The following is a 17,900-nucleotide window of genomic DNA, read 5'->3' as shown; positions in this document are numbered from 1 at the left end:
TTCTACATTCTGCGGTTATCGCGAAAGTAACGCCCGGCGTACCATATCCATTGCGGTCTGCGCGGTTTTTTCCTGAATTTGTCGACGGGAACCGACAAAATGGCAGCGTTGTTCTCTGTGTTGGCCGGCCATGCACAGGCCAATATAGACTGTGCCTACCGGTTTTTCCTCGGTGCCGCCACCTGGGCCGGCAATGCCAGTCGCTGAGATGGCGATATCGCTGCCCAGGCAGGCAACGGTACCACTGGCCATGGCCCGTGCGGTTTCTGCGCTGACAGCGCCGTGGGTGTTTAAAGTTTCAGCGGGGACATCCAACAGGTTTTCTTTCAGGGCGTTGGAGTAGACGATCACCCCTCCCTTGAACCAGTTGGAACTGCCCGCAGCCTGGGTCAGGGTGGCACCGATTAACCCCCCTGTACACGACTCCGCCGTTGCCAGCATAGAGGTGTGTTGAACTAACAGTTCCCCCACGACAGAGGCCAGCGTGTCTTCGTCCGTGCCATAGATGTTGTCACCCAGAGCCTCACGGATGAACCGGTCCCCTTGCTGAAACAGGGGATTACGCACCCCCTGTGCCAGGTCTCGGCCGGTGAGGCTAACGTGTACCTCGGCCCCCACCGGATAATAACCAATCTCCAGCCCCTGCTGTTCCAGGGAATGAAGTTGGTTGTTGATCTCGATTTCCGAGAGGCCGCAGGTGCGATAGACCCGTTGAGCCACTGCCGATGTCGTGGCTGGGGTCATTTCCTCCAGACCGGGGAGGACCTTCTCCTGCAGCAGGACTTCCATCTGTGGCGGTACACCGGGGAGAAAGTAAATCGGTTTGCCCTGGTAGCGCAAGAGGTAGCCAGCCATTCGATAGGCCTCATCCAGGACTTCAGCCCCTTGTGGTAACTGGGCCAGTTTAGCCAACGAGGTGGTTGATGTACAGGTCCCTTTGGCTACACGGGCCTCTATTCTGGCCTGGACACAAGGGTTGGTGACAGTCTCAAGGTTCAGGGCCTTGACCACTGCCTCATTGGTTAGGTCGTCGGTGGTTGCTCCAAGACCGCCCGTGACCAGAACAAAATCGGCACGCTTAATGGCCCTGTTGAGGGTGGTGCCGATGAGATCTGGATCATCGCCGATGGTGTGCATGGCCCGAATAATATGGCCTCGAAGAAACAATTCCCGAGCGGCAAGACCGCTTGTTGAGTTGATGATACGGCCTGAGGTCAGCTCGTCGCCAATGGCTATTATTTCTCCGATCATAGTAATGCCGTTCTTCCCAAATGTACAATGGGCACCTAATAGATTATTCCTGCGGGATTTTTGGGGGCAAGGTCATGCGCAGTTGCCATGATGCTGCACCTGTACGCATGATCGATCAAAGGTGGCAATCTACCTGCTTTTGTGATTTTCCTCAAGAAAGTCCTGAGGTAAGCAGCCCATGGGCTGCCCTTTCTCAATATGGCAGAGCTGGACGGGGACCACGGTGTGTATCAGTCTGTTGTCGCCGCTGAACTGAAAGGGAATATAGTTTTCGCTAAAGCCCTGCAACAGACCGCTTTTCCTGTTTCGTCGTTCCACCAGTACCTGATGGATTTCTCCCCTTCCCTGGGCATACATGGTCTGTCGTTTCTCCTGATCAAGTGCGCGTAGACGGCTTACCCGTGCGTCTTTGACAGGGCCTGGCAGATGCCCCGGCATGGTGGCGGCTAAGGTCCCCGGCCGTTTGGAATAGGGAAAAACGTGGAGATAGGAAATGGGTAAACTTTTGAGCAACTGGTACGTGTTCTCAGCTTCCTCTTCTGTCTCACCGGGAAAACCGCCCAGTACATCGCAGCCGATGGAGGCCGTGGGCAAGGCCGCATGCACCTGGTGGATGACATCTGCAAACTGACTGCGATTGTAGCGACGGTTCATGCGGGCAAGCACCGCATCATCGCCACTTTGCAGAGGGATGTGCAGATGGGGCATGAAGTTGTCATGCCGACTTACCAGGTCCAGCAAGGTGGTGTTGACCTCGGTGGGCTCGATGGAACTCAGGCGCAGACGCAATTGGGGAAATGCCCGGCAGAGTCGGTCCAGCAGTGTATAGATGGTCTCCCCTTCATCCAAATCCAGGCCGTATTTACCGACGTTGATTCCGGTGATGACCAGCTCCCGATATCCCTGATCAACAAAGATTGCTGTCTGGCTGAGCACTTTTTCCAGCGCAAGACTGCGGCTCGGCCCTCTTGTATAGGGGACAATACAGTACGAGCAAAAATTGTTGCAGCCATCCTGAATGCGGATATAGGCCCGGGTGCGGCCGCGAAAGCGTATCACGGGGAGATCGCAGATCTCTTTGTTTTCCCGAATGCGGCCCATGAGCATGACCATATCCGGAGGGTTTTCAGAGAGGGCTGCATCAACCAGCCGATGCTTGTTGCCGTTGCCCACAATAGCCAGGGGCTTTTCAGAGAGATTGAGCACGCTCTCCGGATCCATCTGGGCATAACAGCCGGTTACAAAAATTCGCGCCTGGGGAAACTGTTTCAGAACCCGTCGAATCATCTGCCGCGACTGCTGCCCTGCCCGTCCCGTAACCGTGCAGGTGTTAATCACATAAATATCAGCCTCAGCAGTAAAGGGGACCATTTGGCAGCCTCGTGACTCAAAGGCACTGGCAAAGGCGGCAGATTCGAACTGGTTGACCTTGCAACCCAAGGTGGTAATGGCAACCCGCTTCATGGTGTTTTCTCCTGATGGGCCTCTGCAATAATGCCACTGGCAATCACGCGATCTTCCTCGTAGAGCACGGCAAATTGGCCCGGTGTCATAGCACGTTGGGGATTTTCGAAGCACAGTTGCCATTGATCTGCTCCTGTCGAATGCAGTGTCGCCAGGGCTGGTTTATGACGGGAGCGCAGCTGAACCTGCCCGCTCCAGGGCAGCTTGGGTGGTTCATGGGGTACGAGCAAAGAATGCAGCGTACAGGTTCGAGAAAATAACTGGTCATTTTTGCCCACAATTACCCGGTTCCCTGGCCCATCCAGCGCAACCACATACCAGGGGGTGGCATCGGGCAACCCAAGTCCACGACGTTGGCCGATGGTATACCGCCAGACCCCGTGGTGCTCTCCGATGGTTTTGCCCTCCAGGGTTTGCACCGGGCCTGATTGCTGCCCCAGCCCGTGTTGGGCAAGAAAACTTGCCAGATCCTCCTCGAGAAAGCAGACATCCTGACTCTCTTCGCCACTAAAACTAAACCCCAGCTGGCCAGCGCGCTCGTAGATGGCTTCCTTGCTCCAGCCACCAAGTGGAAAATTCAGGTGTTGGAGCTGATCTCCACTGAGTCGTGCAAGAAAATAGGATTGGTCCTTCACCGGATCCTGACCGCGAGCGATCCAGCGTTTACCCCGGTGTTCAACGAGACGGGCGTAGTGACCGGTGGCGATTTGCTCCATACCTGCTGCACGCATGGCCTGAGCCAGCAGGCCGAATTTGATCATGCGGTTGCAGTGGATACAGGGGTTGGGAGTGAGGCCTGCCTGGTAGGTCTTGGTGAAGTAGCCAATCACCTCAGCAAGAAACTGTTGTCGCAGATCAACCAGAGTAAGGGGGATATTGAGATGTGCGGCTACCTGGCGGGCCCTGGTCTCCAGAGCTTCCTGATGGTTCAGCGGAAGTTGCATGAAAAATCCATGCACCTCGTAGCCCCTTTCCATCAGCAATGAGGCGGCCATGGTGGAATCGACCCCACCGCTCATGGCAACACCAACTTTCAGCGCAGCCATAGACGTATTGAAATAATGGGAGAAATGAGAAACAACAACAAAAACGGCATTAAAAGAAGAAAACCTAAGGGGGACTGACTAGAGTAAAGAGGTTAACATATCGCATTTGCGGCATATTTCCATCTTTTCTTTCCAGTTTTTATCTACAGTGCACTCACAACGGGTACCGCTGAGGAACCAGCAGAGATGACCTGCTTGGAACTCCCAGGCCGGGCATTCTTTTTTGCGATCACACTTCTTAAAATTCCAGCAGTCTTTGCGTTTATTGTGTTTCTCGCCGCGTTGATTGACAGCCAGAAAATAAAGCTGGCGCTCAACATGGATGGGGATTGCCCTCCACCCCTGTTCGTAACTTTGAACGGCTTTCAGGGAGACGCCGAGAAGTTCGGCCAGCGCCTTCTGAGTTTTTCCCAGTTTTGCCCGTAAATGTGAGAATGTATCGCGATCCATGTACCTGCCTCTTGTAAAAAAAGCTTTGTCTAGAGATACCACACGGTGAGGAGTGCAGCAATCGATTTTCCTGGGAACTGTGTTTTCCAGAAGGCTGGATACACTGGCTGAATTGAGAAGAAAGTCTGTGGAAAACCACAAGAAGATAGTGTAGTTTTTTAAGCAGTTCCTGTCCATATGGAGGGAAAATCATTTACTACGCGGCGTTGAAGAGACAAACTCTCGGGTTTGTCATCAACCATCCGCTGTCGCAGATTTAGCTGGGAGTTTTACACACCATGACAGAGCAGGGAAAAATAAACGGGACCGGGTTAGGACGAATCATTCGCGCCGCTGTCTGCTCAAAGGCTGGCATTCTTGCCGCATTTCGTAATGAGGCCGCCTTTCGTCAGGAGGTGCTGCTCTGCGCTGTGCTCCTGCCGGTTGCTCTCTGGCTCGGGGAGAACAGTATTGAGCGTGCCTTGTTGATCAGTAGTCTTCTGTTGGTGCTGATTGTGGAGTTGATTAACACGGCCATTGAGGTGGTGGTCGACCGTATCAGTGCCGATCGTCATGAACTCTCGGGCCTGGCGAAAGATGTTGGCTCGGCCGCTGTCTTTGTCGCCCTTGTTTTGGCCTGTATTGACTGGGGGCTGATTCTGCTCTTCTCCTGATTCCATCCTGGATCCGTGAGCATTCATTGGTGTGTCAGCTTCGCTGTTTGTGATATGTCGATTAAAGTAAACTTTATCGGTTTGTTACGAACAGTGAAGGTGGCGTACTAATGGATGCCCCAAAGGGCGGTGGGGGAAACTGAATAGCAAATAAATTAGTTTGAAAATTTCTGCATTATCAACTGAATATGTTATTCAGAGACCATCCGCCGTCACGTATTCAGGTCCATGACAATGGACGGGTGCGCCGCATGTTTCCTTATGTATTTTCAGTGCCTTGTTTTCTCATGCATACGTAGGTGTTCACACGAATTGAAAAATTGTGTTCTTTTGTGTGATTTTTTCATAAAACGTATTATGGTCCTCGCCCAAATCCGTTCTCTATAAAGAAATCCACAGGAGAAGAAAGATGCGCAAAACCCCCAAACTGGTATTACTGAGCTGTTGTGCCGCTCTCTTGACCACCGCGTCCGTTGCCAATGCCCATTTCGGTGCGGTGATCCCCTCCGATGACATAGTCACCCAGAAAGATTCCAAGAAAATTGAAGTGGCGGTGAAATTTCTTCATCCGCTGGAAGGCCATTATATGGAAATGGTCAAGCCCAAGCGCTTTGGCGTGGTCCATGACGGAACGAGCACAGACTTACTGCCCACACTGAAGGCCGTAAAGGGGACAGAACCGGGGAAGGCGTTTACCTCATGGCAAACGCAGTACCAGATCAAGCGTCCGGGCGATTATGTCTTTTTTGTGGAGCCCCAGCCCTACTGGGAACCTGTTGAGGATTCATATATTGTCCATTACACCAAAGTTTGTGTCAACGCTCTGGGCTTGGAAGAAGGTTGGGATACACCCGTTGGCCTGGAGACTGAAATCCTCGCCAAGACCCGGCCCTACGGCCTCTGGACCGGCAATGTCTTTACCGGTCAGGTTCTGGTAAAGGGAAAACCGGCAGCGGATGTGGAGGTGGAGGTCGAATATCTCAACGAATCACCGGAGAACCCCAGTGCGGTTCATCCCCCCAGTGACCCCTTTATCACCCAGGTGGTCAAGACGGATGCAAACGGTTTCTTTACCTATGCCATGCCCCGGGCTGGCTGGTGGGGATTTGCAGCCCTGTCCACCGCCGACTGGACATTGAAGCAGGACGGTCAGGAAAAACCCGTTGAGCTCGGAGCGGTGATGTGGGTACACACCACCGATATGAAGTAAATGATGGCTTCCGTACTCAGAGTACTGGCGCTCTCTGTCATCGTTTTTGTCGGTTGTCTTTCCTCTGCCTGGGCGCATAAAGTGAATATTTTTGCTTATGTAGAGGATGGGAAGGTGTACACAGAGAGTTATTTTGCAAGTGGCCAGAAGGTAATGGGGGGAAAAATAGAAGTACTCGATGCCAATGGAAAAGAACTGCTGACAGGAACAACCGATAAGGAGGGATTGTTTTCCTTTCCGCTCACAGAGAAAAAGCCCCTGACCATTGTCATCGATGCAGGGATGGGGCATAGAAATACCTATGTGTTGTCACAGGATGAGATGGAATAAACTCTCCCCGATAGGGGCTTGCTGGTTGTTGGGCATAACTTTGGTGTTGCTTCTTGTCTTGCCGCTGTCCGCAGCCGCAGATGAGGGGCAGCCTGATGGTGTTTCCCAGAGCTCGCAGTGTGTTGCTCTGGTAGATGAGGTTCGCAAGGAGAATAAAAAACTGCACCGGGAACTCCGCCAGATTAAACGGGAAATTGCCCTCTTGAACCAAAATCTGGAGGAGCCGGGGCTGCGCGAGATAGCCGCTGGTATTGGCTATATTCTTGGCCTCTGCGGGGTTGCAGCCCTTGTTGCCACCCGTCGTCAGGGAGCAGAGGAGCGCTGAGATGCATATTGCCGATGGTGTACTCCCCACGGCCGTTGCCGCGGGGAGTTATATCGTGACCCTGGCCGGCCTGGGGCTGAGTCTGCGCACGCTTGATCAGCGTGAGTTGCCCAAAATTGCCGTGGTCAGTTCGTCGTTTTTTGTGGCTTCCTTGATCCATTTGCCCCTTGGACCCACCAGCGTCCACCTGCTGCTGCCCGGGCTCGTTGGCGCCTTGCTGGGGCCGACAGCCTTCCTTTCCATTGTCGTGGGACTCTTCCTGCAGAGCCTGCTCTTTCAATTTGGAGGGCTCACCGCTCTGGGGGCCAACAGCCTTATGATGGGTCTCCCGGCATTGGTCTGTGGTTTCTTGTACCGTCGCCTGCGCGGAACCAGCAAAAAGTCCAATGCCCTGGTTGGTAGCTTGGTCAGTGGACTGGGCGTCTTGCTGGCCGCACTTATTCTGGCCTTTTTTCTGGCAACAGGAGGTGAATCCTTTATGGGCGTTGCCAAGATAGCCCTTGTGGCCCATATCCCGGTGATGGTGGTTGAAGCTCTTGTCGGTGGCTTTGTGATCTCCTTTTTGTACCAGGTGAAACCCGAGTTGCTTGGTGTGACCCTCGCCAGGGAGAACGTGTGAACTTCGATCAGGCCCATGTCATCGTGCTCAACGGTGTCCAGACCATGTCGCTTTTTTCCTGCCTTTTTCTCCCCTTCTTTTGTGCCCTTGTTGCCTGGTTACTCAAAGCGGAAGAAAGTACCTCCGCTGGCCAGAAGACCGAGCCGGACTGGTCCTCCCCTGTCCTTGATCGCCATGGCCAGGGGAGTTCACTGTTTCACACCTGGGCTCCTTCGATCAAGATAGCCACCCTGCTGATCGCAGCCTTTGTCATCGTCTCCCTGCACACCTTGGCCTGGGCCCTGACAGCGCTGTTTTGTTGCGCCTTATGTGTTGAGTTGACCGGTATGTCCTGGACGCGTCCCTTGCGACGCTTGGCTGCTCTGGGAGGATTTTTGGGGATGCTGGTGGTGATTGTCCCGCTGACCAGTCCCGTCCAGTCCGGGGAAACAGTCTTGGTGCTTCCCGGCCTGCCGGAGTGGCCCTATAGCCTTGCTGGTGCCCACCTTGCGCTCACTATCGTCTGTAAGGCGATGGCAGTGGCCCTGCTCATGGAACCCATGCTGGCAACCTCATCGCTGCCTCAGACTTTGCAGGGATTTACCGACCTCGGCCTGCCTGCGTCCCTGAACCAGATGATTTTGCTCTGCCACCGCTATATCTTTGTCTTTCAGGAAGAGATGCGCCGCATGCAACGCTCCATGCGGGTACGAGGCTTTGTCCCCCGCACCAATATAGCCACCCTGCGCACCATGGGCAGTGGCTTTGGTATGCTTTTTATTCGCTCTTTTGAACGCACCGAACGTGTCTATGAGGCCATGCTCAGCCGTGGCTATCAGGGCAGCTTTCCTGCAGAGGTTCGGCAAAAAATAACCAACATGGACTTGGTAAAAGGCGTTCTCTTTATTATGATTGCTGCAATTCTGCTTGCCGGTGACCGGCTGCTGCCTCTTATCCTCTTCTGATTTTCCCAGAGAATTTTTATGCATCATATGGCGGTTCGTCCTCCCGTGGACGATGAGCGCACCACCCTGTTTTCCCTGCGTCAATTGGCCTATACCTATCCCGATGGCACACCGGGATTGCGATCGATCGATCTGGATATCTTTCCCGGAGATCGGGTCGCTCTGGTGGGGCAGAACGGTTCAGGAAAGTCCACCCTGATCCGTCATTTAAACGGGCTCTTTCTTGCTCAGGCCGGGCGTTGCAGCTACCAGGGAGAGTTAATCACTGAAGCCATGGTGCAGGGGCTGCGCCAAAAAGTCGGAATCCTCTTTCAGGATCCCGATGATCACCTCTTTTGCAATACCCTCTACGACGATGTGGCCTTTGGACCGCGTAATCAGGGACGTCGTCCTGAGGAGGTTGAGCGGCTGGTCCATCACTGGTTGGGCGAGGTCGAGCTTGACCAGGTGATGTACAAACCTGCCCATCATCTCAGCTATGGCCAGAAAAAACGGGCTGCCCTGGCCGCGATTTTAGCCATGGAGCCGGAGGTGCTCATTCTCGATGAGCCCACGGCCAATCTCGACCCCCGGCAAGAGGCTGTTTTCCGCCGACTGCTGGAGCAGTTTACCGGGGCACTCATTGCCATTGATCACGATCTGCTTTTTCTCTATGGTCTCTGTGAACGGGCAGTTGTCCTTGCCCAGGGACAGGTCCATCACGACTACAGTTTTCAGCAGCTGGCCGCCGAGCCCCAGGCACTTTGTGAGCACGGCCTGGATTTTACCTTTCGTTTCACCTGCTGTGGTCAGCACTATCATCACGACCAATACCACCACCATCATCATGGCACCCACGAGCACGAGGTGGCTGGTGCGCATCTGCACGGTGAGAGCCAACAGACAGATCCCATCATCGAGCTGCAGCATTACTGGTATAGCTACCCTGACACCACGCCAGGGGTGAGCAATATCAATCTCAGCCTCTTTCCCGGTGATACGCTTGCTTTGATAGGAGAAAACGGCGCAGGGAAATCGACGCTGGCCCATTGCCTGCTCGGGTTGCACAGGCCGGAAAAAAACGAGGGATTTTACCTGCTCGAAGGCCGTCCACTTGCCAGGCAAGATTATAGGCAGCTTTGGCGGAGGGTGGGAATGGTGTTTCAGAATGCCGCCGATCAGCTATTTTCGCCTTCCTGCCGTGAGGAGGTGGCCTTTGGTCCGGAACAGCTCGGGCTTTCTAAAACGGAGGTGAGGCGTCGGGTCGAGCAGGCGCTTGAGCTTGTAGGGCTCAGTGGATATGCAAAACGACCGCCATTGCACATGAGTGGAGGCGAGCGAAAGCGGTTGGCCATCGCTGCGACGCTGAGTCTGGAGCCGGAGGTGCTCATATTGGATGAGCCCACAGCAAGTCTTGACCCACGCAGTGAAGAGCTTTTACTGCAGATTCTTGCAGATCTCCCCATCACCAAGATTCTGGTGACCCATGACCTTTTTTTTGTGCGCCAGCTCTGTGCCCGAACAGTGGTCCTGCATCAGGGGCGTATCATTCGAGATTATGCAACCCACGAGTTTCTCGCCGATGAGCACCTTCAGGTAGTGAACGGTCTGGATTACACCTATAAAAACAGCTGTTATCAGGAGATTCAGGCGCTGCAGGGAATTAGTCTCAGGTAATCTGATGACAGCCTGGCCCCATGAGGCGGCTGCACCCATCCGGCCCCGGTTGCACCTCTATGCGGAGGTCGATGCGCTCCTGTAACAAGCTAACATGAGAGATGATCCCGATCAGCTTGCCGTCCTGCTGCAGGCTGGCCAGGGTTTGGAGGGCGGTGTCCAGGGTCTCCTCATCAAGGGTGCCAAACCCTTCGTCCAGAAAGAGTGAATCGACCCGGACATTATGACTGGCCATGGCGGACAACCCTAGGGACAGGGCCAGGCTGACGAGAAAACTCTCACCACCGGAGAGGTTACGGGTAGAACGAATCTCTCCAGCCTGGTAGTTGTCGATCACCTGCAACGAGAGCGGTCGTTCGGGATCTCGCAGGAGGATGTAGCGATCGCTCATCTTTTGCAACTGCCGATTGGCATGACTCACCATGACCTCAAAAGTGAGCCCTTGCGCAAAAACGCGGAATTTTTTGCCATCAGCTGAGCCGATGAGCTGGTGTAATACCTCAAAGCGATCCAGTTCCTGGCGTTGTTTTTCAAGTGCCTCCTGCTGCTGCTGAAAGCTCTGCGCCCGCTGCTCGTTGGCGCGCAGCCGTTCCTGAGCACCGCCGATCGCCTGCTGCAGGCCCTCCTGCGCCTTGACCAGTTGCTGTTTTTCCTGCTCTAGCTCCTCTTTGTCAGGGCTCTTTGCCACCTGTTCCTCTACCTGGGCAATCGCGGCCTGCAACTCTTTGTGGCCTGCGGCAAGGAGTGTTTCCTCTTGGTCCAGCTGCTGTTTTTTCAGCTCGAGAGCCTGGAGCGTCTCCAAGGGAAGGATGGCATCTTGAAAGGCGTCGAGATCAGCAAACCCTGCTGCCGCTACCTGTTGGCGAAGTTTGGTCTCCTGCTGGCTTTTTTGGGGGCCTATGCTCGCGAGTTCTTCGTTGTCCAGCTGTTGCTGTTGGCTCAAGCCGTGGAGTTCTTTTTCGCTCTGTGCCAGTTGTTGCCTGATTTTCCCTTCATTTTTCTCCGCTGCCTGCACCCCTTGCCTGAGCTGTTGTTCCTCCCGGTTCGGGTCCTTGCTCCCGTAGAGTTCCCTTCGTCTTTGGGTAAGCCCTTGCCTTTCCTCGGCCAGTGACTGCTGTTTTTGTCGCTGCTGCTGGATTTGCTCTTTCAAATAACTCGCCTGCAGCGCTTGTTTTTCCAGCTCACCTGCCAGCTGAATCTCTTGACGTGTCAGTTCTTCTTGCTGCGCCAGCCGCTTCTTCCACCGCTGCCGTCTTGCCTCCAGCGCTGTGATGAGTTCGTCCGCCTTGTGCGTATTGAGATCAATCCCCCCATAGGCAGCGAGGACTGTGCGGAGTTCTTCCCTTGTTTGCGCGAGAAGGCGGTCGGCCTCCGCAAGTTGGGTGGTCTGACTCTGCACTTCATAGGTTTTCGCTGCCAGTCTCTCTTGATTGGCTTGTGCCTCTTGGCTGTACTTGGTGTGGAGGGCGTTGACCTGCTCCAGCCTGCCTGCGATCTTCTGTAGTCTATTTTCTACCTGTTCAACGTGTTTGATCTGCGTGCACAGGGCGGCTTGTTGTTCCTCCACATTGGTGAGTTGTGTGGCAATGGCTTGCCTGCACTCATCCACAGGCCCCAGACTCTGCGCTGCAAGCAACGGGACAAGCTGTGCTGCACGTTCCGCAAGCCGTTTTTGCGTTTCCTCTGTGCTCTGCCTGAGATGGTCAAGATCCCTTCCAAGCACGGCCAGCCCTTCCCGGTGTGAGGCCATCTTTTTCTGACTCTCTTCAAGTAGTGATCGTGCCTGGTTCAGCTCGCTCTCTGAGTCCTCAAGGGGTGCACTCCCGTGGCCCCATGGGTGATGGGGGGAGCCACAGAGCGGACAGGGGCTTCCTTCCTGGAGATGATCGCGCTCCTGCTCGTAGCTGCGAATGCGGAGCTGTAAGCGGTGGTTTTTTTCGTACTGGAGGACGAGATCTTGGCGAAGCTGCAGTTCCCCCGCAAGTTGTGTCTCCTGCTCCTGAAGTTTTTTTCTTTGCGCGTTAAGCGTTGTTGTTTGTTCGTCCAGCTCCCGAGTCTTTTTTTGTAAGATCTGCCATTCTTCAGCTCGTTCCAACCCCTGCTGCAGACGGGCAATCAAGGCGGTACGGTCGGCGAGTTGTTCACGTAACCAGGAGAGTTCCCGACCGTCTAAGAGGGTATCGCGTTTTTGGCTTCCTTTCTTCTGCTCCTGGAGACATTGGTGCACGTCCTTTTCGACCTGTGCGAAACGTTTTGTCGACTTTTCGTGCAAAACATGGGCGTTTTTTTGTTCTTTCTCTAATGCCCTCAGCGTTTGCTTATATTGTTCGCGAGTTTCTTCCTGTCGTGCCAGGTGCAACAGCTGTTGCCGTAGACCGGCAAACTCTTCCACCAACTGTGCGTCCGGGCTTCGCTCCTCGAAAAAATGATCAAGTGTTTGCTGTTGCTTGCGTAGGACTGCCTGTTGCTCAAGCATTCCTTTCTCGGCAGCTGAAATCGCTGCCAGTTCCTTGTTGTGCTGCTGCAGGGTGGTAAGGATTTGGTCATTGGCCTTCTGTTTTTCATGGAGGTGGAGATCAAGGGCACGCACCTCTTTTATCAACTCCAGTTCGTGTTCGCGTCGCTCGCGGATTTGGGTGAGCGCCTCCAGAGCTTGTGACAGCTCTTTTTGTTGGTGTTGGCGCGTTTTTTCTAATCGTACGGTATTCTCTGTACGTTGGGCCTGACGTTTTTCAAGGCTGGAGATCTGTTTGCTGAGTTGACTCAGGGAGGTATACAGTGGTATCAGCGGTTGTGCCTTGTGGCCTAGGGCAAGCTGCTTGAATTCTGGCTCCCTTTGTTCGCGTTGCTTAGCCAGATGGATACGTTTATTTTCGTTCTCCTGGAGTTGGAGGCCCAATTTGGCAAGCTGCTCTTGCTGTTGCAGGTTTTTGTCCACCAGGGCCAGTTTTGCTCGAACCTCTTCCACCGTTTTGCTCTGCTCTGCGATAGAGGTGGCAAGCTCGTCCTTTTCCTCCGGGCTGAGCAGCTGCAAAGCGCCTAATCCTTCCTGGAGTGTTTTCAGCCGCCTCCGTTCTTCGCTGGTCCGCTCATGGACAGCGATTGACAACTGAGAATAGATGGAAGTCCCGGTGATCTGCTCCAGAAGAGGAGCCCGTTGGTCGGCATCGGCCTGTAAAAAGGCGGCAAAATCTCCCTGGGCCAGCAGGATCGAACGGGTAAACCGGTCATAGTCCATGCCGGTGAGTTCTTCCACTAAACGCACCACCTGACGGCTGCGACTTTCCAGGATTTTCCCGGTCTCCAGTTCGGCGAGTTCATGGCGGGGTGTTTGCAACTCTCCTTGAGCCTTGCGCCTGGCTCGGTGCTGTCCCCAGTGGCAACGGAAACTGCCAGTGTTTGTGGAAAAACTGACCTCGGCAAAACATTCACCGGCCCGGCGAGACATGATTTCATTGGATCCCTTGGTGATCGGACCCAGGCGTGGGGTTCGGCCATAGAGCGCCAGGCAGAGGGCATCCAGTAGGGTCGATTTTCCTGCGCCGGTGGGACCCGTAATGGCAAAGATGCCCGTGGTCGCGTATTCGGTAGCGGTAAAATCGATGGACCAGGTCCCGGCCAGAGAGTTGAGGTTATGCAGCGAGAGGGCCAGAATTCTCACATATCCTCCTCAGCAACAGCGCGTTTGATTTCAGCAAAGGCCTGCAGCAAGCCCTGCCGTTGGGATGGTTCAATCTGGTGGGCCTCCAGGCAACGCGCAAAGACCTCTTCAACACTGAGTTCGTCCAGGGTTTCGCTCTCTTTACTTTGCTGCAGGGCATGGTCAAAGATACGCCTGTTGCGGATGCGGAGGATGCTTACTTGCGAATCCGCGACCGCTTCCAGGAGTTGCTCGCGCAGGTTGGCAATCACCGTAGCCCCCTCGTACTGCAATTCCAGCCAGTAGGGGCGTTCTTCGGCCTTGAGTGCTTCGATTTTTTCCAAGAGGGGGGAGAGATCGCCTCGTATGCTTGCCAGAGGTTGAAAACAGGGAACTTCAAGGGGAGTTGGGGTAATTTCTCGTCCTGCACAGTCGATCAGCAGCACCTCTTTTTTCTGGCCAACCTCGCTAAAGCTCATGGCAAAGGGGGCGCCGCTGTAGCGACGGGTTGGATTTCCCGCTACTTTCTGGGGGAGGTGGAGATGCCCTAAGGCCAGGTAGTCGATTCCGGCTGGAAAAGAACTGCCATCAATGCGGTCCAGGCCGCCGATGCTCAATTCGCGGACTCCATCACCCTCCTGAGTCTGCCCGCCCGCAACAAAAAGATGGCCCATGACCACCAAAGGCATTTGCGGATTGTATTCCTGACGTATCTGCTCGGCCTGTTGGCAGACCTGCTGAAAATGGTCCTGAATCCCCTGGCGTAGTTGACGTCCTTTTTCTTCCAGGGTTTCTGCCGCTCCAGCCTGGCGAATGTCCCGGTCGCGCAGAAAGGGGACGGCGCAGACCAGCAGCTCGGGTGCCTCAGTGGCCTGACCTGGAAGCAGCACGATCTCCTTATCCAGCTGATCATCGACCATGCCCAGTACGTGAATATTGAGCTGGCGCAGTATTTCACGCGGCGCCTCCAGCAGCGAAGGAGAGTCGTGGTTGCCCCCGATAATAACTACATGGCGGCAGCTGGAACCGGCCAACTGGTGGAGAAACCGGTAATAGAGCGCTTGCGCCCGGCTTCCCGGCGTGGTGGTATCAAAGATATCCCCGGCAACCAGCAGTACCTCGACCGTATGCGCCTGAATTTGTTCCAGTAACCAGTGTAAAAAGGCCCCCTGTTCTTCCAGCCGCATCCGTCCATGAAAACGGTGGCCCAGATGCCAGTCGGATGTGTGTAAAAGGCGCATGCGTAGCAAGTCGATTTAATAATCGCTTATGTTGATATCCATGCTGAATTCTTCGTCTTCGACCACCTTGAACAGAGCCTGCCCAGCAATGACGTTTTCACCGTTAAAGGTCAGTGTCGGGCCACCATGGAGCTGCCAGCCTCTGTTCAACTTTTCCGAGACGCGTTTACAAAAGGTTTCATCATCTGGTCCTGTAATACAGGTGTAGAGTTTCATTTGCTCACCGATAAATAAGAGGTATAAGGGAGACACACTGAGTGTATGCCGCATCACTATACTCGATCTACCGGGAGGAGGACAAATGAATACAGATGACCTCGACAATACTCGGCAAAACGGCGAAACACACCCCTTTGATCCATTTGTTGATCGTTTAAGCCGCGATATTCGAAATCACCTTTCTGAAGCGATTATTCCCTGCCTGCGAACAATGAACCTGGCCCCGGCCCGCGAGGTCGCAAACCGCTTTCTCCAGCAAGATCCGGGGCCAGAGCAGCGGGAGTATATCGAAAAACGGCTAAGCCGCTTTCAGCAGTTTCTTGATCAGGCGGCAAAAGGACCACAGGATGTACTCTGGCAGGGATTTCTGCTCTGGGACCTGGGGCTGCATTTTGAGGTGCATGAGGTTCTGGAGCATGCCTGGCATCATTCCAGAGGGGATGAAAAATCGCTGCTGCAGGCTATGATCCGCGCAGCCGGGGTCTATATCAAAAGCGATTACGGTTACAATGAACCAGCCGCGAAGCTGGCGGCAAAAGCACTGCCGGTACTTGAAGCCCAGCGAGAAAAATTGAGCATGTATATCGATCCGGAACGGTTATATGCGGCCATGCGTACCCACACCTCTCCGGCCCCGCTACTGATGCAGTAAACTATTTTGCAACGTAATGTTGTGCATGGTTGACGCCTGCTTGGGTTTCCGGGTAATATAAATATTCTCTACCCTACCTAAAAGCTCTGCGCCCGTAGCTCAGCTGGATAGAGCATCGGACTTCGAATCCGAGTGCCGGGGGTTCGAATCCCTCCGGGCGTACCATAAAATCAAGCACCTAGCCAATTTGGGTTAGGTGCTTTTTCTTTTTAAGGGCACTTGTAGTGCAGCTCGAAAGAAGAATCTCCCTCAACTCAATTATTGGCAACATATTTTTCCTGACTTGTTCGGCTTTATGCCCCGGTAGGCAGAACATGTTGCGACTCGAAGAGTTAGACAGGAGTGAACAGAGTAACCTCAACTTGGGGCATTGGCAGAATGAAAGGATTTTCGAAATGGTGGTAAGATTAATAATAACGCGCAGGATACCTGCAGGCGAAAGCCTGACTGGTTCATCCTGTAGTTCAACAAACTGTAAATTTGTACGAATATGAGAGAACAGGGGAGATTCCTATGACTCTAGGAAACGCGGCAGGAAAGAACGCTACAAAAATGCTTTTATTGGGCTCCGGAGAACTGGGCAAAGAGGTAGCCATGGAAGCGATCCGTCTGGGGTGCCGGGTTATTGCCTGTGATAAATATGAAAATGCTCCAGCCATGCAGGTAGCCCATGAATTTAGAGTATTCAATATGCTCGATGCCGCCCGTTTGAAAGAAATCGTAAAAGAAGTAAAACCTGACTTTATCGTACCCGAAGTGGAAGCTATTGCTACCTCTATGCTGCTGGAACTGGAAGAAGAGGGGTTCAATGTGATCCCCAACGCCCGTGCCACTGTTCTGACTATGAACCGGGAAGGAATCCGCAGGCTGGCCGCCGAAGAACTGGGCGTTGCCACCTCTCCCTACTCTTTTGCCGAAACCTTTGAGGAATTCAAAACCGCTGTATCCGCCCTGGGAATGCCCTGTGTAGTAAAACCGATCATGAGCTCATCTGGACGGGGGCAGAGCGTTATTAAAAGCGATACCGATATCCAGAAGGCCTGGGATCATGCTCAGGCAGAGGGCCGTTCCGGCGCTGGAAAGGTGATTGTGGAAGCCTTTGTGCATTTCGATTACGAAATTACCCTGCTGACCATACGCCATACCGGAGGGACCTCCTTTCTGGATCCCATTGGCCATTTTCAGGTGGATGGCGATTACCGTGAATCCTGGCAACCACAGCCTATGACAGATCAGGCTCTGACCAAAGCCCGAGATATCGCCAAAACTGTTACCGACGGTATCGGCGGTAGAGGGATTTTCGGAGTGGAACTGTTTATTCAGGGGGATAAAGTAATTTTTAGCGAAGTGTCTCCCCGTCCCCATGATACGGGTATGGTTACCTTGATCTCGCAGAATATGTCGGAATTCGAGCTCCATGCCCGTGCCCTAATGGGGCTTCCTATCCCCCTAATCCGGCAGTACGGACCTTCTGCATCAGCGGCCCTGGTGGCGGAAGGCCATTCCAGCAATATCAGCTACTCCGGAATGGATGAAGCTCTTACCGAGCCCGATACCGCCTACCAGATTTTTGGAAAGCCAGAAATTGCAGGGCATCGCCGTCTGGCTGTAGGGCTGGCCCTGGGGAAAAATATCGATGAAGCCCGTGCAAAAGCACGCAACGTCAGAGACTCAATAAAGGTTAACCTGGGGTAATTCTCCGATTACTGTTGAAATAGGCAGCATCTCAGCCGAATTAAACTTTCAATGCAATCCTCTCATCTATGAGTTATGCTCGAAAGTGGTGTTTGAGGGGACTCTAAAAGAAAAATGACGTATCCTGTTGGAAACAGTTCGCCAAAACTTACTTCCAACAAAAAAGGATACGTCATGAGTGAAGGTAAAATCATTTCCCTGAAAAAGCGAGAAGAGATTTCTGAGGATCCGTTAACCGAATTGCTTCGCACCAGTGCCCGGCAATTGATTACTCAAGCCGTGGAAGCAGAGCTACATGGTTTTCTTCAGGAATTTGCAACGTGCACAGATGCCAGTGGCCGTCGCCAGGTAGTTCGCAATGGCTACTTACCAGAACGGAAAATTCAGACCGGTGTCGGCCCCGTGAGTGTTAGGGTGCCGAAAGTTCGGGATAAACGGGGGAAAGGCGTCAAATTTAACTCAGGACTCTTGCCTCCCTATCTTCGAAAAACAAAGAGCATTGAGG

At 53.7% G+C, this 17,900-nt stretch carries 17 protein-coding genes and 1 tRNA gene; 11 read left to right on the top strand and 7 right to left on the bottom strand.

What is annotated here, in order from left to right; genetic code table 11:
* Positions 1 to 15: 15 nt before the first annotated feature.
* The 4 genes from JWJ90_RS02120 to JWJ90_RS02105 form a co-directional block, all read right to left on the bottom strand.
* Entirely contained in the window at positions 16 to 1,251 is a 1,236-nt protein-coding gene (locus JWJ90_RS02120) for a CinA family nicotinamide mononucleotide deamidase-related protein (RefSeq protein ID WP_205225525.1), read from the bottom strand.
* A gap of 129 nt (positions 1,252 to 1,380) precedes the next feature.
* A complete protein-coding gene (gene mtaB, locus JWJ90_RS02115) occupies positions 1,381 to 2,715 on the bottom strand; it encodes a tRNA (N(6)-L-threonylcarbamoyladenosine(37)-C(2))-methylthiotransferase MtaB (RefSeq protein WP_205225524.1) in 1,335 nt (444 codons plus the stop codon).
* Positions 2,712 to 3,761, bottom strand: a complete 1,050-nt coding sequence (gene mnmA / locus JWJ90_RS02110; protein WP_205225523.1) for a tRNA 2-thiouridine(34) synthase MnmA — start codon at positions 3,759 to 3,761, stop codon at positions 2,712 to 2,714. Before mnmA ends, mtaB begins: the two co-directional genes overlap by 4 nt.
* 78 nt (positions 3,762 to 3,839) lie before the next feature.
* Positions 3,840 to 4,211 carry a helix-turn-helix domain-containing protein gene (locus JWJ90_RS02105; RefSeq protein WP_205225522.1) on the bottom strand — a complete coding sequence of 124 codons (372 nt, stop codon included), beginning with the start codon at positions 4,209 to 4,211 and terminating at the stop codon, positions 3,840 to 3,842.
* Between the two features lie 278 nt (positions 4,212 to 4,489).
* Between JWJ90_RS02105 and JWJ90_RS02100 the strand changes: the two genes are divergently transcribed.
* The 7 genes from JWJ90_RS02100 to JWJ90_RS02070 all read left to right on the top strand — a co-directional run bounded on the left by JWJ90_RS02100 (position 4,490) and on the right by JWJ90_RS02070 (position 9,948).
* Positions 4,490 to 4,864, top strand: a complete 375-nt coding sequence (locus JWJ90_RS02100) for a diacylglycerol kinase (protein ID WP_205225521.1) — start codon at positions 4,490 to 4,492, stop codon at positions 4,862 to 4,864.
* 409 nt (positions 4,865 to 5,273) lie between these two features.
* Complete coding sequence (locus tag JWJ90_RS02095; RefSeq protein WP_205225520.1) at positions 5,274 to 6,074, top strand: DUF4198 domain-containing protein; 801 nt, start codon at positions 5,274 to 5,276, stop codon at positions 6,072 to 6,074.
* Positions 6,075 to 6,404 (top strand): carboxypeptidase regulatory-like domain-containing protein, encoded by a 330-nt coding sequence (locus JWJ90_RS02090; protein ID WP_240194713.1) that lies wholly within the window; start codon positions 6,075 to 6,077, stop codon positions 6,402 to 6,404.
* 43 nt (positions 6,405 to 6,447) lie between these two features.
* Positions 6,448 to 6,729, top strand: a complete 282-nt coding sequence (locus tag JWJ90_RS02085) for a hypothetical protein (protein WP_205225519.1) — start codon at positions 6,448 to 6,450, stop codon at positions 6,727 to 6,729.
* A gap of 1 nt (position 6,730) precedes the next feature.
* Entirely contained in the window at positions 6,731 to 7,348 is a 618-nt protein-coding gene (gene cbiM, locus JWJ90_RS02080) for a cobalt transporter CbiM (protein WP_205225518.1), read from the top strand.
* A complete protein-coding gene (gene cbiQ, locus JWJ90_RS02075; RefSeq protein WP_205225517.1) occupies positions 7,345 to 8,292 on the top strand; it encodes a cobalt ECF transporter T component CbiQ in 948 nt (315 codons plus the stop codon). Before cbiM ends, cbiQ begins: the two co-directional genes overlap by 4 nt.
* Before the next feature lie 18 nt (positions 8,293 to 8,310).
* Positions 8,311 to 9,948: an ABC transporter ATP-binding protein gene (locus JWJ90_RS02070; RefSeq protein WP_205225516.1), complete on the top strand. Its 1,638-nt coding sequence runs from the start codon at positions 8,311 to 8,313 to the stop codon at positions 9,946 to 9,948.
* Here the strand turns inward: JWJ90_RS02070 and JWJ90_RS02065 are convergent.
* The 3 genes from JWJ90_RS02065 to JWJ90_RS02055 are packed head-to-tail and all read right to left on the bottom strand — an operon-like array spanning position 9,941 to position 15,045.
* Positions 9,941 to 13,609, bottom strand: a complete 3,669-nt coding sequence (locus JWJ90_RS02065; protein WP_205225515.1) for an AAA family ATPase — start codon at positions 13,607 to 13,609, stop codon at positions 9,941 to 9,943. The two genes, JWJ90_RS02070 and JWJ90_RS02065, sit on opposite strands and share 8 nt — an antisense overlap.
* On the bottom strand, positions 13,606 to 14,829 hold the full coding sequence (locus JWJ90_RS02060; protein WP_205225514.1) for an exonuclease SbcCD subunit D C-terminal domain-containing protein: 1,224 nt from the start codon (positions 14,827 to 14,829) through the stop codon (positions 13,606 to 13,608). Before JWJ90_RS02060 ends, JWJ90_RS02065 begins: the two co-directional genes overlap by 4 nt.
* Before the next feature lie 15 nt (positions 14,830 to 14,844).
* On the bottom strand, positions 14,845 to 15,045 hold the full coding sequence (locus JWJ90_RS02055; protein WP_205225513.1) for a DUF1737 domain-containing protein: 201 nt from the start codon (positions 15,043 to 15,045) through the stop codon (positions 14,845 to 14,847).
* A gap of 85 nt (positions 15,046 to 15,130) precedes the next feature.
* Between JWJ90_RS02055 and JWJ90_RS02050 the strand changes: the two genes are divergently transcribed.
* From JWJ90_RS02050 to JWJ90_RS02035, 4 genes are all read left to right on the top strand, one after another.
* Entirely contained in the window at positions 15,131 to 15,700 is a 570-nt protein-coding gene (locus tag JWJ90_RS02050) for a DUF309 domain-containing protein (protein ID WP_205225512.1), read from the top strand.
* 88 nt (positions 15,701 to 15,788) lie between these two features.
* Positions 15,789 to 15,865, top strand: a tRNA-Arg gene (locus tag JWJ90_RS02045).
* A gap of 348 nt (positions 15,866 to 16,213) precedes the next feature.
* The gene (purT, locus tag JWJ90_RS02040; protein ID WP_205225511.1) at positions 16,214 to 17,395 is read left to right on the top strand and encodes a formate-dependent phosphoribosylglycinamide formyltransferase; all 1,182 of its coding nucleotides are present in this window, start codon (positions 16,214 to 16,216) and stop codon (positions 17,393 to 17,395) included.
* Between the two features lie 174 nt (positions 17,396 to 17,569).
* Positions 17,570 to 17,900 (top strand): transposase (locus JWJ90_RS02035; RefSeq protein ID WP_205225510.1); only part of this gene is annotated, 331 nt, incomplete at its 3' end.

Source organism: Desulfobulbus rhabdoformis, assembly GCF_016919065.1.
Classification (GTDB): domain Bacteria; phylum Desulfobacterota; class Desulfobulbia; order Desulfobulbales; family Desulfobulbaceae; genus Desulfobulbus; species Desulfobulbus rhabdoformis.
Note: the sequence above shows the minus strand (reverse complement) of the source record. Positions and strands in the feature narration are given on the sequence as shown.